Consider the following 14,089-nt stretch of genomic DNA (forward strand, 5'->3'; position numbering starts at 1 on the left):
GGCGGGTCGGAGTTGTCGTACCGAGAACGGGCGGGTGGGCGGTTCAGGACTCCGGTTCAGGACTCCATGGAGGACTCTTCGACCATGCGGTCGCTGAGACTGTCCGAGAAGTGCGCCGCCGCGTCCGTGACGAGCTGGGCCAGTTCGTCCGTCTCGGCGTCGGTGCGCGCCCCGGTCAGGTACGCGACGCCCAGTGCGGCGACCGGACGGCCGTCCCGCGTGACGACGGGGCCGGCGATGCACGTGACGCCGTTGGTGGTCGAGTCGCGCTCCACCGAGTACCCCAGTTCACGATCTGCCTGCAGGAGCGCCCGCAGGTCGTCGAGCGACGTCGGTCCCTCCCCGGTGCGCGTCGGCCACGTGTAGCCGGCGTAGAGCGCGCTCAGCTGCTCCCGGTCGAGACGTGCCAGGATCGAGCGTCCGACGGCCGTCAGGTGGGCCGGCAGCCGGGTCCCGACCTCGGTCACCAGCCGAACGCCGGGCTTGAGCGGCTCGCGTTTGTCCAGATAGATGACGTCGGTGCCCTGCAGGACCGCCAGGTGTGACGTCTCGTCCGCGGCCTGCGTGAGGGCGACCATGTGCCGCTGCCCCTCGCGGTGCAGCGGACCGGACCGCATGTACGACGCCCCTACCTCGAACGCGGAGACACCGAGCGTCCACGCCCGCTGGTCGGGCCAGTACGCGACGAACCGCCGGTCCCGCATCACGTTGAGCAGGTGGTGCGTTGTGCTCTTGGGCAGGTCCAGCGCACTCGAGATCTCGGTCGCGGCCATCGGGACACCCCGTCGGGCGAGCAGATCGAGCACGTCGAGTACCCGCTCCGCGGACTTGACCCGGCTCGTCGACATCGATTGTCCCCTTCCGATCCCGGCCCGATCGGCCGGAGTGCCGCGTCATTGTCTCGAATACGAGACCGCGGCACCAAACTTCTCAGTTCCCGAACCGCCGTGGGTGGGGCCGGGGCCGGGGGCCTCGGACTACGACGGGACGGTGCGTCCCAGTTCGGCCGACAGTCGCGCGCAGCGCTCGACGAGGACCTGCCCGTGCTGGGCGCAGACGTCGTCGTCGAGTCGGAAGGTGGGTCCGACGACGCTCAGTGCCCCCACGATCCGGCCGATCGCGTCGTAGATCGGGGCGGCCACGCCGGTGGAGTGGTCCTCGATGGTGTCGTGGGCGATGGCGTAGCCGTCCGCGCCCACCTCGCCGAGCAGGGCCGCGCCCACCGCGGTCCCGACGAGGGGGACGGTCTGGCCGACCCACCCCATGTGCCGGATGGCGTGGGTGCCCTCGATCTGCCCCATGTACAACGCCGTACCCCGGGGCCCGGGAGCCGACAGATACGTCGACTCCCGGGTGATCTCGGCGATCTCGGCCATGGCCGGCTGTGCCCGCAGGAGCAGTTGGTTGTCGGCGATGGCCTTCGCGCCGATCTGCAGTAGCCGGGGACCGACCCGGTAGACGTTGTCCTCGCCACGCAGGACGAACTCGGTCTGCTCGAGGCTGCGGATCAGCCGCAGCGCCGTGCTGGTCGCGAGGTCGGTCGTCTTCGCGGCGTCGGCGAGGGTCAGTCCACCGTGCTCGATGATCGCGCCGAGCAGTTCGAAGGTGCGACTGGCGCTGCGCGTCACGTCACCGGGGGCCATGCGTGTCTCCCATGCCGAGGGCGTCGACCGTTCGGCCGACCGTTCGACGAATCTATCGTGCGGGTGTTCCGCCGAGGACCTCGTCGTGGTGCTCGTCGAGGAGCGGGCTGCGCCGCACCGCCGGACGCGCGCTGTCACCGAAGACGACCGGCTGCCGGACGTACGACACCGTGCCCGCCTTGGGGTGCTCGAACGTCTCCACGACGCCGCGGTATCGGGCCTGCTCCGATCCGAGCGCCTGCTGGACGTCCCACACCTCGGATCCGGCCAGTCCGGCGGCGTCCAGCAGGTCGAGGACCTCGGCTACGGTGCGGCCGACAGCCCACGCCTCGATCTCCTTGCGCAGTGCGGGCTCGTTCTCGGTGCGCAGGGCGTCCTCGGTGAACCGGGGATCGGTGATCAGTTCCTCGCGGCCCATGGTCCGGGCCAGCGTCTGGAAGCCCTTCTCGCTGGCGATCGCGAGGACGAACAGGCCGTCGTCGGCGCGGTAGGTGTCGAACGGCGTCGACACGGGGTGCCGGTTGCCGACCCGCTTGGGGGTCTCGCCGGACGCCTGCAGTTGGCTGTGCGCGGTGGGCAGCATCGCGAGCATGCTGTCGAACATCGCGACATCCAGGTGCTGCCCCTGGCCGGTGGCACGGGCGGCCAGCAGCGCGGTGCTGATGCCCCACGCGGCGAAGACGCCGGTGATGGTGTCGCCGAACGATTCGCCGAGACGCGTGGGGCCGGAGTCCTCGGTGCCGGTGATGCTCATGACGCCGGACAGGGCCTGGACCACGAGGTCGTAGGCCGCGGCGCCCGCCATCGGACCCTTCTGCCCGAAGCCGGAGATCGACGCGTAGACGATCTTCGGGTTGCGGGCGCGCGCGGCCTCGTAGTCGATGCCGAGCCGGCTGGTGACGCCGGGGCGGAAGTTCTCGACGACGACGTCGGCGTCGGCGATCAACTGCAGCAACGACTCCCGGTCCTCGGGGTCCTTGAGGTCGAGTGCGATGGAGCGCTTGCCGCGGTTGAGGACGTTGAAGTAGATGCTCTCACCGTCGCGGAACGGTCCGAGGTGGCGGGAATCCTCACCGGCCTTCGACTCGATCTTGACGACGTCGGCGCCGGCGTCGGCGAGCAGCGCGGTGCAGAACGGGCCCGCGAGCACGCGGGACAGGTCGACGACGCGGACGCCGTCGAGTGGGGGAAGCGCGGTCATGATGTTGTCTCCCGGTCGTTCTCAGTACTCGGTGGACCGGATCGACGGGGCGTTGCCCGCGATGGTCAGCAACTGGATCTGCGACGTGCCCTCGAAGATGCGCAGGATCCGGCAGTCGCGGTAGAGACGCTCGATCTCGGACTCACGCATGAATCCGGCGCCGCCGTGGATCTGGACGACCTGGTCGACGATCGAGAAGCAGGCCTCGGTCGCCACGAACTTGGAGATCGAGGCGGCGCGACGCAGGTCCTGGCCGGCGTCCTTGACGTCGGACGCCCAGTCGGCGGTCACGCGCGAGGCGACGAGCTTGGCGTCGCACTCGCCGAGCAGCAGCTGGATGGCCTGGAACTCGAAGATGGGGTGCCCGAACTGCTTGCGCTCGGACGCGTACTCGCGGCCGAGTTCCCAAGCGCGCAGCGCGATTCCGTTGGCCATCGCGGCGACGTCGATGCGGGCGCGGTTGAGGGCGGTCAGCGCGATGTTGCCGCCGCGGCCCTCGGTGCCGATCACGGCGTCGTGCGGGAGGACTACGTCGTCGAGGTAGACGGTGTAGGTGGGCGCCGAGCGGATGCCCATCTTGTCCTGCGGCTCCGAGTAGCTGATGCCGGGCGTGCCCTTCGGGACCGCGAAGGCGGTGATGCCGCGGAAGCCGGCCGAGGGGTCGGTCTTGGCGAACAGCACGACGAGGTCGGCTTCGCGGGCGTTGGAGATGAAGGTCTTGGAGCCGGACAGGTGCCAGCCGTCGTCCTCGCGGCGCGCCACGGTGCGCATGGAGGCGATGTCCGAGCCCGCGTCGGGCTCGGTGAGCGCGAAGCCGGCGAGGACCTCACCCGAGGCCAGTCCGGGCAGCCAGCGCTTCTTCTGCTCCTCGGTGCCGCCGACCAGGATCGGCTCGAGACCCAGGTAGTGGGCGGTGTAGATCGAAGCCAGCGCGGCGTCGGCGCGGGCGACCTCCTCGACCGCGACCAGCTGGGCGCGGGTCGACAGGCCGAGGCCGCCGAACTCCTCCGGGACGGAGATGCCCATCAGGTCCTGCTCGGCGAGCCGGCGCATCAGGCGGGCGGGGAACTCCTTGGACTCGTCGCGCTCGGCGGCGCCGGGAAGGATCTCCGCGTTCGCGAAAGCGCGGACGGTGCTGCGGAATTCGGACAGGTCGAGGGTGTCGTCGAGCGTCTGAGCGGTCACGGGTAACTCCTGGATGAACGAGAGGGGGAATCGCTAGATTTCATCTAGTGGAAGTTGATTGCCGTCTAGTGGCATGCGACGACTATTGCATCCGATCCTGTCGTTTGTCCAGAAGGAGTTCGTCCGTCCCGCCGGGCCCGGAAACGACGACGAGCGGCAACGCGCAGGGGGGATCGTCCTGCGCGTTGCCGCTCGTCGTGGGTCGACGTCGGTCGCTCGTCACCGAGCCGACGTCAGTGCCACCGGCACGGGCTCACGCTGGTCGTCGTGAGCCCGTGATCCGGCGGGTGGATCAGTGGTCCGAAATCACTCGTTCTCGGTCAGTTGTTCTCGGTCATCGGGATGCGCACGCCGCGCTCGCGCGCGGTGTCGATGGCGTGCTCGTAGCCGGCGTCCGCGTGACGGATGACGCCCATGCCCGGGTCGTTGGTGAGCACGGCCTCGATCTTCTTCGCGGCCAGTTCGGTGCCGTCGGCGATGCACACCTGACCGGCGTGGATCGAGCGGCCCATACCGACGCCGCCACCGTGGTGGATCGACACCCAGGACGCGCCGGACGCGGTGTTGACGAGGGCGTTGAGCAGCGGCCAGTCGGCGATCGCGTCCGAGCCGTCCTTCATGGACTCGGTCTCGCGGTACGGCGATGCGACGGAACCCGAGTCGAGGTGGTCACGGCCGATCGCGATCGGCGCGGACAGCTCGCCGCTGGCGACCATCTCGTTGAACTTCAGGCCGGCCTTGTGGCGCTCGCCGTAGCCGAGCCAGCAGATGCGGGCGGGCAGGCCCTCGAAGGCGACCTTCTCGCCCGCCATCTCGATCCAGCGCTTGAGGTGCTCGTTCTCCGGGAACAGCTCGAGGATCGCCTTGTCGGTCGCGGCGATGTCCTTCGGGTCGCCCGACAGCGCGGCCCAGCGGAACGGGCCCAGGCCCTCCTCGAAGAGCGGGCGGATGTAGGCCGGGACGAAGCCGGGGAACTCGAACGCGCGGTCGTAGCCGGCCTTGCGGGCCTCGTCGCGGATGGAGTTGCCGTAGTCGAAGACCTCGGCGCCCTTGTCCATGAAGCCGACCATCGCCTCGACGTGCGCGGCCATCGCCTTGCGCGAGTCCTCGGTGAACTTCTCCGGGTCCTTCGCGGCCAGATCCTTCATGTCGGCGATGTCGACGCCGATCGGCAGGTAGGACAGCGGGTCGTGCGCCGACGTCTGGTCGGTGACGATGTCGATCGGCGCGTCCATCTCCAGCAGTGCCGGGAAGATCTCGGCGGCGTTGCCGACCAGGCCGATCGACAGCGGCTTGCGCGCGTCGCGGGCCTCGGTGGCCAGCTGCAGCGCGTGCTCGATGCTGTCGGCCTTGGTGTCGAGGTACTTGTGGGCGATGCGGCGGTCGATGCGGGTGACGTCGCAGTCGACGCAGATCGCGACACCGTCGTTCATCGTCACGGCGAGCGGCTGCGCGCCGCCCATGCCGCCCATGCCGGCGGTGAGGGTGATGGTGCCGGCGAGGGTGCCGTCGAAGCGCTTACGGGCGATGGCGCCGAAGGTCTCGTAGGTGCCCTGCAGGATGCCCTGCGTGCCGATGTAGATCCAGGAACCGGCCGTCATCTGGCCGTACATCATGAGGCCCTCGGCCTCGAGCTTGCGGAACTGCTCCCAGTTGGCCCAGTCACCGACGAGGTTGGAGTTGGCGAGCAGCACGCGCGGCGCCCACTCGTTGGTGCGGAAGACACCGACCGGCTTGCCGGACTGCACCAGCATGGTCTCGTCGTTCTTCAGCGTCTTCAGTGTCGCAACCATGGCGTCGAACGCGGCCCAGCTGCGGGCGGCGCGGCCGGTGCCGCCGTAGACGACCAGGTTGTCGGGGTGCTCGGCAACCTCGGGGTCGAGGTTGTTCATGAGCATGCGCAGCGCGCCCTCCTGCTGCCACCCGAGGGTGTTCAGCTCGGAGCCGCGGGGGGCGCTGACCGGGCGGGCCTCGTGGCCGGGTGAGGTGATGTCCATCGGGTAACTCCTAGCGAATCGGGCGGTGAGGGCGCGGTGGTGTTCGCGGTTTCGGTCCGACGCCGTTGTCGTCCGTATCCGTGGGGGCGTAGCTGTTGTGCGCTGGCTCACGTTCTGCAACTATGACTTGTATATTCCTGTCTATACAAGCTGATGTCAAGGGGCAACCGGCAGTGCCGCCCCCGACATCGCGAGATGTTCGACCCGATGAACGGACACGACGACCAGTCGGGTGCAGCGTGGCACCCGGCGGAAGGTTCCCAGATGAACACCGTCTCCACCCACACCGATCCGATGCCGAACCCCCGCGAGATCGACGATGCTCTCGCCCGTATCTTCCGCAGTTGGGACGAGCGCCTGCTCGCCGGCGCGGACCCCGCAGCGCGCGAGCAACTCGCCGAGTTCGTAGCGGAACTACCCGCCGGCTACAAGCAGGACATCAGCCCGGAGCGGGCGCGCACCGACCTCGTCATCCTCGGCGGACTCTCCGACGGTGCGGTCGACGTACGGATCGTCCCCGACGCGACCACCCGCGGCACCCACCGATTGTCCCTGTACGTCGGCGGGCGTCCTGCATCGCTCGGGGACCTGATGCCGCTGTTGCAGAGCCTTGGTGTCGAGGTGCTCGACGAGCGTCCCTACGCTCTCGCCTCGCCGGCGGGAATGCCGTGCTGGGTCTACGAATTCACGGTTCGGTACGCCATCGCACCGGTCGACGGGTTCGACGGCTTCGCCGCCCGGTTCGGTGGCGCCGTCCAGGCGCTCTGGCAGGGCGTAGCCGAGCCGGACCGGCTGAACGAACTGGTGGCCCGGGCGGGTCTGCAGTGGCGCGAAGTGACCGTCCTGCGTGCCTACGCCGAGTTCCTGCGGCAGGGCGGATTCCCCTACAGCAGTGCGTATGTCGCCGATGCGCTGTGCCGCCACCCCGAGATCGCGTCGGCTCTGATCGGGTGTTTCACCGCGCGCTTCGATCCGGCCGTCCAGTCCGGGGACGGTGGGGACGCGTCCGCCGCCGCGGCCTCGGCGCTGATCGAGACGGTGCTCGGACTCGACGAGGACCGGATCTTCCGGGCCCTCCTCGGGGCCGTCCGCAACACCGTGCGTACCAACCACTTCGCCGCTCCCCAACGGGAGACCCTTGCGCTGAAGTTCGATTCGCGCCTGATCGAAGAACTGCCGGAGCCGCGGCCGCGGCACGAGATCTTCGTCTACTCCCCGGCCGTCGCCGGGGTGCACATGCGCTTCGGGTCGGTCGCGCGCGGCGGTCTGCGGTGGTCGGACCGTCGGGAGGACTTCCGCACCGAGGTGCTCGGTCTCGTGAAGGCGCAGGCGGTGAAGAACGCCGTGATCGTGCCGGTCGGCGCCAAGGGTGGCTTCGTGCTGCGGCGTCCTCCGGCGCCGACCGGGGACGCCGAATCCGACCGCACCGCGCTCCGGGAGGCGGGTGTCGCCGGGTACCGCATGTTCATCCGCAGCCTGCTCGACCTCACCGACAACATCGATCGGCGCACCGGGGCTGTCCTTCCCGCGCGCGGCGTGGTCCGCCACGACTCCGACGACACCTACCTCGTCGTGGCGGCAGACAAGGGCACCGCCTCGTTCTCCGACATCGCCAACGAGGTCGCGGCCGAGTACGGCTTCTGGCTGGGCGATGCCTTCGCGTCCGGCGGATCGGTCGGCTACGACCACAAGGCGATGGGCATCACCGCGCGAGGGGCGTGGGAGAGCGTCAAGCGCCGCTTCCGGGAACTCGGCATCGACTGCCAGCGCGAGGATGTCACGGTCGCCGGAATCGGCGACATGAGCGGCGACGTCTTCGGTAACGGGATGTTGTGCAGCAGGCACATTCGTCTGGTCGCCGCGTTCGATCATCGTCACGTGTTCCTCGATCCCGACCCGGATCCCGAGGCCTCGTACGCGGAGCGGGAGCGGCTGTTCGCACTACCGCGCTCGTCGTGGGCGGACTACGACCGCACGATCGTCAGCGCGGGCGGCGGGGTCTGGGACAGGACCGCGAAGTCCGTGCCGATCAGCGATCAGGCCAGGCGCGTTCTCGGCCTCGACGACCACGTCACCGAAATGACTCCCCCCGAACTGATCCGGGCGATCCTACGGGCTCCCGTCGACCTGCTGTGGAACGGCGGCATCGGCACCTATGTCAAGGCCTCGACGCAGACGCACACCGACGCCGGCGACAAGGCCAACGACGCCGTCCGGGTGGAAGGGTGTGAACTGCGCGCCCGGGTCGTCGGTGAGGGCGGCAACCTCGGCCTCACCCAGGCGGCGAGGATCGAGTTCGCCTGCGCCGGAGGACGAGTGGGCACCGACGCCCTCGACAACTCCGCGGGTGTCGACTGCTCCGACCACGAGGTCAACATCAAGATCCTGCTCGACGACCTGGTGAGTGCAGGCGGACTCGGGTCGGCGGAGCGGCCGCACCTGCTCGCCGAGATGACGGACGAGGTCGCCGCGCTCGTCTTGGCGGACAACGTCTCCCAGAACGAGTTGATGGGAACGGCGCTGGCCGACGCGTCCGAGATGCTCGGGGTGCACGGACGTCTGATCACGGCACTCGAAGCCTCCGGAGCTCTCGACCGGACGCTCGAGGTGCTGCCCGACGCGAAGTCGATCAGCGCGCTGCGGCGGGCCGGTGCAGGACTGTCGGCCCCGGAACTGGCGACCCTCATGGCGCACGTCAAGCTCGATCTCAAGGGTGCCCTGCTGGCCGGGGATCTGGTCGACCACGACGTGTACCTGCCGATCCTTCGCGAGTACTTCCCGCAGCCGCTTCGTCGCGATCACGAGGCGGCCGTCGACCGGCACCCACTGCGCCGCGAGATCGTCGCGACAGCACTGACCAACGACGTCGTCGACCGCGGCGGTATCTCCTACGTCTTCCGGCTCGCGGAGGAGGTGGGGGCCACGGCGGACGACGCGGTGCGGGCGTTCAGTGTGGTCAGCGACGTGTTCGGGCTGCCTGGCCTGTGGGCCCGGATCGCCGCCGCCGACGTTCCCAGCGAGGTGGCCGACGAACTGATCCTCGTCACCCGCCGACTGCTCGACCGGGCGTCCCGCTGGATGCTGCACCGGCGGCCGCAGCCGCTGGCCGTGGGAGCGGAGATCACGCGGTTCCGTGAGCAGATCGAACATGCGTCGGCGCTGCTCGAAGGATGGCTGGTCGGCGCGGACCGGACCAACCTGCGGGACCGTACGCGTGCGATCGCGGAACGTGGCGCTCCCGAGGACCTCGTCCGCGAGGTCGAGTTGGCGCTCGACAGGTTCGGACTGCTCGACGTGGTCGATATCGCCGATCGGGCCGAGTGCGACCTGGCCGTCGCCGGTGAGCTGTACTTCCGCCTGTGCGAACGGGTGGGCCTCGTGCCGCTCCTCAACGGGGTGTCCGACCTGGGCAAGGAGAGCCGGTGGGATGCGCTGGCGCGGTTGTCGCTGCGTGACGAGCTGTACGACAGCGTGCGGGCCCTGACGTCGGACGTCCTCGCGCGGGCCGTGCCGGGCGACGACACCGAGCGGATGATCGCGGATTGGGAGGAGCGCAACGAGTCCCGACTGCGCCGCGCACGAAGCACGCTCGCGGAGATCTCCGCGTCCGGGCAGCGGGACCTGGCCGCATTGTCGGTCGCGTCGCGGCAACTGCGGCGGATGGCCGGTTGATCCGCAGACCTGACCTGTTCGCCATCCACGAGAGGAAACGTCATCACTATCCTGAACTCCTGCCGAACCGGTGAGTCCGTCGGAGCGGTCTCTCCACGAGACGCGCGTTCGTGGCTGCTGCTGCCCGGAACACGCACAACCGAACTCGACGAGCGCATTCGGCGGTACGGCCCCGACGCCGTCGTCCTCGATCTCGAGGACGGTGTCGCGCCGGGAGACCGGGCCCGCGCCCGCGACGAGATCCATGACTGGGCAGCGAGCGGTGGGAGGGCGTGGCTCCGTGTGAACGCCGCCACGACTGCGGATTGGAGCGTGGACCTCGCGTTCGCGAGCCGGTGTCCGGGGATTCTCGGGGTCGTCCTCGCGAAGGCCGAGTCGGCGGAACAGGTCGACGCGACTTCGGCCGCCCTGGGCGACTTCGTCGGCGGTCTGATCGCCCTTGTCGAGTCCGCGACCGGGGTGGTGGAGGCGGTGTCGATCGCGCGCGCGAAGTCGTTGACCCGCTTGGCGTTCGGGAGCGGCGACTTCCGTCACGACACGGCCGCGGCGGACGATTCGGCAACGGTCATGGGGGCGCGGGCGCACCTCGTCCTGGCGAGTCGATCGGCCGGGCTTCCCGCGCCGATCGACGGACCGTCACTCGCTGCCGAGGTGGGCGGACTCCGCGACTACTGCCGTCGTTCCATCGCGACCGGGATGGGCGGCATGCTGTGTGTGAAGCCGGACCACATCGGCACGATCAACGCCGGGTTCGCACCCAGCCCGGAGGAGGTGCGCAGGGCCCGGGACCTCCTCGACCACCGCACCGACAGCATCGACGGCAGCTATCTGCCCCGTCTGCGCGCGGCCGAGGCGGTCCTCGACCGCGCCCGGACGTACCGGATCGACCCGGCCGAGCGCCCCCTGTGTCGATGAGCCGATGACCAGCACCGTTACGGCGCCGTGCTGGTCGGTAGACTTCGTGGGCCGAGTCGACCAGCGGAGCGGTGGGACTTCTCGAGGAACAGGGGCAGCGGATGGCAGTGGTTGACGTCGACGCGGAACTGGCCGCGCTGTTCGACGAGGCCGGCGGCGAGTCCGTGCCTGCCTACGAACGGGTCAAGAAGTTGGTGGCCGAGCAGATCCGTTCGGGCCGTTGGTCGGAGGGCGACCAGCTGCCGTCCGAGAACCAGTTCGTAGGCGCGCTCGGTCTGTCCCGGATGACGATCAACCGCGCGCTGCGAGAACTGACCAGTGACGGCCTGATCGTTCGGATGATGGGTATCGGCACGTTCGTCGCCAGCACCAAGACCCCGTCACCGCTGTTCGAGGTGAAGAACATCGCGGACGAGATCCAGGAGCGTGGCCACCGGCACCGCACCGAGGTGATCTTCGTTCGCGAGGAGGACACCGACCACTCCCAGGCATTCCTCCGGGATGCGGTCGGCGCCAAGGTGTTCCACTCGGTTCTCGTGCACTACGAGGACGACAAGCCGATCCAGGTGGAGGACCGTCTGGTGAACCCGGCCGAGGCGCCCGACTACCTCGACCAGGACTTCACGACCATCACGCCCAACGACTACCTCACCCGCGTCGCGCCGCTCGTGCGCGGTGAGCACGTCGTCGAGGCCGTTCTCGCCAGCCCGGAGGAGTGCCGGCTGCTGCAGATCGACCGCGGCGAGCCGTGTCTGCTCATCCGGCGTCGGACCTGGTCCGAACACGGCCTGGTGAGCGCTGCGCGGTTGATCCACCCGGGATCGCGCAACCGGCTCGAGGGTGCCTTCGCTCGCTGAGGGCCGCGCGATCGTGAAGGGTTTCCGGCGCATACCGTCGGAGATCCTTCACGGTCATTGCTCCTCCAGGAACGGCTTCACCACCGCCAGGACCTCGGGGGAGGCCGCGACGGTGGTGGCGTGGTCGAAGCCGGGAATCACCGCGAGCCGGGACCCGGGAATCAGCGTCGCCAGCTTCTTCGTGTCCGACAGCCGCGGCCGGTCTTCGGAGCCGACGAACAGCATCGTCGGAACATCCAGCGCCTCGAGCGCCGCGTCGGGCACGCCCGGTTCCTCCTCGGACCGGCGCAGGTACGCGACCAGGGCGCGGGTGTCGTTGGCGTCGAACGCGGCTCGGGTGGCGGCGTCGAGTGGCCAGGGGCGGTACGCGTTCCACCGGTCGAGGAAGGCCGTCATGCCCTCGTGGTCGAGGACGTCGATGCAGCCGGGGAAGAACAGCTTGTCGAACGAGCCGGCCTGCGGGCGCGAACTGCCGCCGCCGACGGTGAGGGTGCGCAGGCGTTCGGGGGCGCTGACCGCGAGTGAGAGCCCGACGCGTCCGCCGAACGAATAGCCCAGGTAATGGGCCCGCTCGTGCCCCAGCGCGTCGAGCACCGCGACGATGTCGCCCACCACCAGGTCCATCGCGTACGAGTCCGGGTCGTGCGGGGTACCGCTTCGGCCGTGTCCGCGCATGTCCGGCAGGATCAGCTGGTACCGATCCCGCAGGGCCTTGACGTATCCGAACGCGCGCCAGATCGCGCTGGACAGCGCGGTGCCGTGCGCCAGCACCAACGGCGGCCCGTCGCCGATCACCCGATACGCGATCCCGACGTCGTCGACGGGGTTGACTGCCTGCTGCATGACCACCCCTCTACGTTAGGTCGCGATCGGGATCGGCAGACCTACACTGAGGCCGTGCCCGAGATTCCCGCTATCGACCCGGATCACGCCCGCCGCGCGGCGCAGGCGCTAGAGACGCCGGACATCGGAGCGTGGGCCAACCGCTTCGAGCTGCTCTCCGACCCCAACCGGCTGCGGCTGCTGCTGTGCCTGCACCACGCCCCCGACATCTGCGTCACCGACCTCGCCGTGGCACTCGGGATGACGGGCACCGCGGTGTCCCACGCTCTGCGCCTGCTGCGGCAGCAGGGCTGGGTGTCGGCCGAGCGCTCCGGCCGCACCGTCCGCTACCGCCTGATCGACGACACGGTGCACGAGCTGTTGCACACCATCGGGGCCACCCACTTCCACGAGCACGACGCCGGCTGATCCCGCTTCACCGAATCCTCTGTTGCCGGTCGCGAGTGCGGCCTATCGTGACTTCGGACAGCCTCCGTCCGGAGGGACCCGTGATGCACGAGATGGCGATCACCCAGAGCGTCGTCGACGCGGTGTGCGAGCGCGCCGGCGATCGTAGCGTGCGCAGCATCCGGTTGCAGGTCGGCTGCCTGTGCGCGGTGGTGCCCGACGCGATGCAGTTCTGCTTCGAACTGGTCACGGAGGGCACGGTCGCCGAGGGCGCTCGGCTCGACATCGAGGAGCCTCCCGGACTGGCGCACTGCCGTGGCTGTGACACGGACTTTCCCCTCCGTGACCTGGTGCTGCTGTGTCCGTGCGGCAGCGCCGACGTCGAGGTCCTCTCCGGCCGCGAACTGCGGATCATGTCGATGGAAGTGGGTTGAACCATGTGTGCAACGTGTGGCTGCGGCAAGGTCGACGAGGCCGGCGGGACGGCCGGAACCCGGATCAGCGTGCCGGGCGCTGCCGGGCACTCGCACGAGCACGAGGACGGTCGGGTCCACACACGTGACCACCCGCACGACCATGACCACGCGCACGACCATGACCACCCGCACGGTCATGGCCATGCACACGAACATTCCCACGAGCCGGCCGCAACCGAGACGATCACGCTCGAGGAGAAGATCCTGGCCAAGAACGACGCGCTCGCGCAGGAGAACCGCACGTGGCTCACCGAGCGCGGGGTGCTCGCGTTCAATCTGATGAGCTCACCCGGCTCGGGCAAGACCACGCTGCTCGAGCGCACGGTTCGAGACCTGTCCGAGACCGGTCCGATCTCGGTGATCGAGGGCGACCAGGAGACCCTGCTCGACGCCGAACGGATGCGTGCCACGGGATGTGCTGTGGTGCAGGTGAATACGGGATCCGGCTGTCACCTCGACGCAGCGATGATGCGCGGTGCGCTGGATACGCTGCATCCCGCGAACGAATCGATGGTGTTCGTGGAGAATGTCGGAAATCTGGTGTGCCCGGCCCTGTTCGACCTTGGCGAGCAAGGCAAGGTTGTCCTAATATCGGTGACGGAGGGCGACGACAAGCCGTTGAAGTACCCGCACATCTTCGCGGTCGCCGACCTCGTGATCGTCAACAAGACGGACCTGCTCCCGTATGTCTCGTTCGACCCGGCGGTGTGCGAACGGAATGCACGATCGGTGAATCCCGGTGTGCAGGTTCTGAATCTGTCCGCGACCAGCGGCGAGGGGTTGGACCGGTGGTACCGGTGGATCGCCGAACGCCGGCTGGGATGAGCGCCTGCCGTTGACATAGCGCCCCGGTCCGCGCCTTAATTGTGGTGGGCGTCACGCAAGTGGGCCGAAGGTCGACTCCGGTGACGCA

At 69.1% G+C, this 14,089-nt stretch carries 12 protein-coding genes; 6 read left to right on the plus strand and 6 right to left on the minus strand.

Annotated features, from left to right (window positions below):
• Positions 1-56 precede the first annotated feature (56 nt).
• The 5 genes from AC1RIF_RS18665 to hutU all read right to left on the minus strand — a co-directional run bounded on the left by AC1RIF_RS18665 (position 57) and on the right by hutU (position 6,026).
• A complete protein-coding gene (locus tag AC1RIF_RS18665; protein WP_492602859.1) occupies positions 57-848 on the minus strand; it encodes an IclR family transcriptional regulator in 792 nt (263 codons plus the stop codon).
• A gap of 129 nt (positions 849-977) precedes the next feature.
• Positions 978-1,643, minus strand: a complete 666-nt coding sequence (locus AC1RIF_RS18670) for an IclR family transcriptional regulator (RefSeq protein ID WP_492602860.1) — start codon at positions 1,641-1,643, stop codon at positions 978-980.
• 52 nt (positions 1,644-1,695) lie between these two features.
• On the minus strand, positions 1,696-2,844 hold the full coding sequence (locus tag AC1RIF_RS18675) for a CaiB/BaiF CoA transferase family protein (RefSeq protein ID WP_492602861.1): 1,149 nt from the start codon (positions 2,842-2,844) through the stop codon (positions 1,696-1,698).
• A 21-nt stretch (positions 2,845-2,865) separates the two neighbouring features.
• Positions 2,866-4,029: an acyl-CoA dehydrogenase family protein gene (locus tag AC1RIF_RS18680; protein WP_492602862.1), complete on the minus strand. Its 1,164-nt coding sequence runs from the start codon at positions 4,027-4,029 to the stop codon at positions 2,866-2,868.
• Between the two features lie 320 nt (positions 4,030-4,349).
• The gene (hutU, locus tag AC1RIF_RS18685; RefSeq protein WP_492602863.1) at positions 4,350-6,026 is read right to left on the minus strand and encodes a urocanate hydratase; all 1,677 of its coding nucleotides are present in this window, start codon (positions 6,024-6,026) and stop codon (positions 4,350-4,352) included.
• A 264-nt stretch (positions 6,027-6,290) separates the two neighbouring features.
• On the opposite strand from hutU, the gene AC1RIF_RS18690 reads away from it, so the two are divergent.
• The 3 genes from AC1RIF_RS18690 to hutC all read left to right on the plus strand — a co-directional run bounded on the left by AC1RIF_RS18690 (position 6,291) and on the right by hutC (position 11,470).
• Positions 6,291-9,698 carry an NAD-glutamate dehydrogenase domain-containing protein gene (locus tag AC1RIF_RS18690; RefSeq protein WP_492602864.1) on the plus strand — a complete coding sequence of 1,136 codons (3,408 nt, stop codon included), beginning with the start codon at positions 6,291-6,293 and terminating at the stop codon, positions 9,696-9,698.
• A 156-nt stretch (positions 9,699-9,854) separates the two neighbouring features.
• A complete protein-coding gene (locus AC1RIF_RS18695; protein ID WP_492603138.1) occupies positions 9,855-10,613 on the plus strand; it encodes an HpcH/HpaI aldolase/citrate lyase family protein in 759 nt (252 codons plus the stop codon).
• Positions 10,614-10,714: 101 nt separating this feature from the next.
• Entirely contained in the window at positions 10,715-11,470 is a 756-nt protein-coding gene (gene hutC, locus AC1RIF_RS18700) for a histidine utilization transcriptional repressor HutC (protein WP_492602865.1), read from the plus strand.
• Positions 11,471-11,524: 54 nt separating this feature from the next.
• Here the strand turns inward: hutC and AC1RIF_RS18705 are convergent, their stop codons facing one another.
• The gene (locus tag AC1RIF_RS18705; protein WP_492602866.1) at positions 11,525-12,313 is read right to left on the minus strand and encodes an alpha/beta fold hydrolase; all 789 of its coding nucleotides are present in this window, start codon (positions 12,311-12,313) and stop codon (positions 11,525-11,527) included.
• A 54-nt stretch (positions 12,314-12,367) separates the two neighbouring features.
• Between AC1RIF_RS18705 and AC1RIF_RS18710 the strand changes: the two genes are divergently transcribed.
• The 3 genes from AC1RIF_RS18710 (at position 12,368) to hypB (ending at position 14,001) form a co-directional block, all read left to right on the plus strand.
• Positions 12,368-12,721 (plus strand): ArsR/SmtB family transcription factor, encoded by a 354-nt coding sequence (locus AC1RIF_RS18710; protein WP_492602867.1) that lies wholly within the window; start codon positions 12,368-12,370, stop codon positions 12,719-12,721.
• 83 nt (positions 12,722-12,804) lie between these two features.
• Entirely contained in the window at positions 12,805-13,134 is a 330-nt protein-coding gene (locus AC1RIF_RS18715) for a hydrogenase maturation nickel metallochaperone HypA/HybF (protein ID WP_492603139.1), read from the plus strand.
• A gap of 3 nt (positions 13,135-13,137) precedes the next feature.
• The gene (hypB, locus tag AC1RIF_RS18720; RefSeq protein ID WP_492602868.1) at positions 13,138-14,001 is read left to right on the plus strand and encodes a hydrogenase nickel incorporation protein HypB; all 864 of its coding nucleotides are present in this window, start codon (positions 13,138-13,140) and stop codon (positions 13,999-14,001) included.
• Positions 14,002-14,089 lie beyond the last annotated feature (88 nt).

The sequence above is a fragment of the Prescottella sp. GW823-FHT02E09 genome, assembly GCF_058797375.1.

Coding starts and splice junctions, on each gene's coding strand:
- AC1RIF_RS18665 (WP_492602859.1), bottom strand. CDS start 848: ATGTCGACGAGCCGGGTCAAGTCCGCGGAGCGGGTACTCGACGTGCTC.
- AC1RIF_RS18690 (WP_492602864.1), top strand. CDS start 6,291: ATGAACACCGTCTCCACCCACACCGATCCGATGCCGAACCCCCGCGAG.
- hutC (WP_492602865.1), top strand. CDS start 10,715: ATGGCAGTGGTTGACGTCGACGCGGAACTGGCCGCGCTGTTCGACGAG.
- AC1RIF_RS18705 (WP_492602866.1), bottom strand. CDS start 12,313: ATGCAGCAGGCAGTCAACCCCGTCGACGACGTCGGGATCGCGTATCGG.
- AC1RIF_RS18670 (WP_492602860.1), bottom strand. CDS start 1,643: ATGGCCCCCGGTGACGTGACGCGCAGCGCCAGTCGCACCTTCGAACTG.
- hypB (WP_492602868.1), top strand. CDS start 13,138: ATGTGTGCAACGTGTGGCTGCGGCAAGGTCGACGAGGCCGGCGGGACG.
- AC1RIF_RS18675 (WP_492602861.1), bottom strand. CDS start 2,844: ATGACCGCGCTTCCCCCACTCGACGGCGTCCGCGTCGTCGACCTGTCC.
- hutU (WP_492602863.1), bottom strand. CDS start 6,026: ATGGACATCACCTCACCCGGCCACGAGGCCCGCCCGGTCAGCGCCCCC.
- AC1RIF_RS18715 (WP_492603139.1), top strand. CDS start 12,805: ATGCACGAGATGGCGATCACCCAGAGCGTCGTCGACGCGGTGTGCGAG.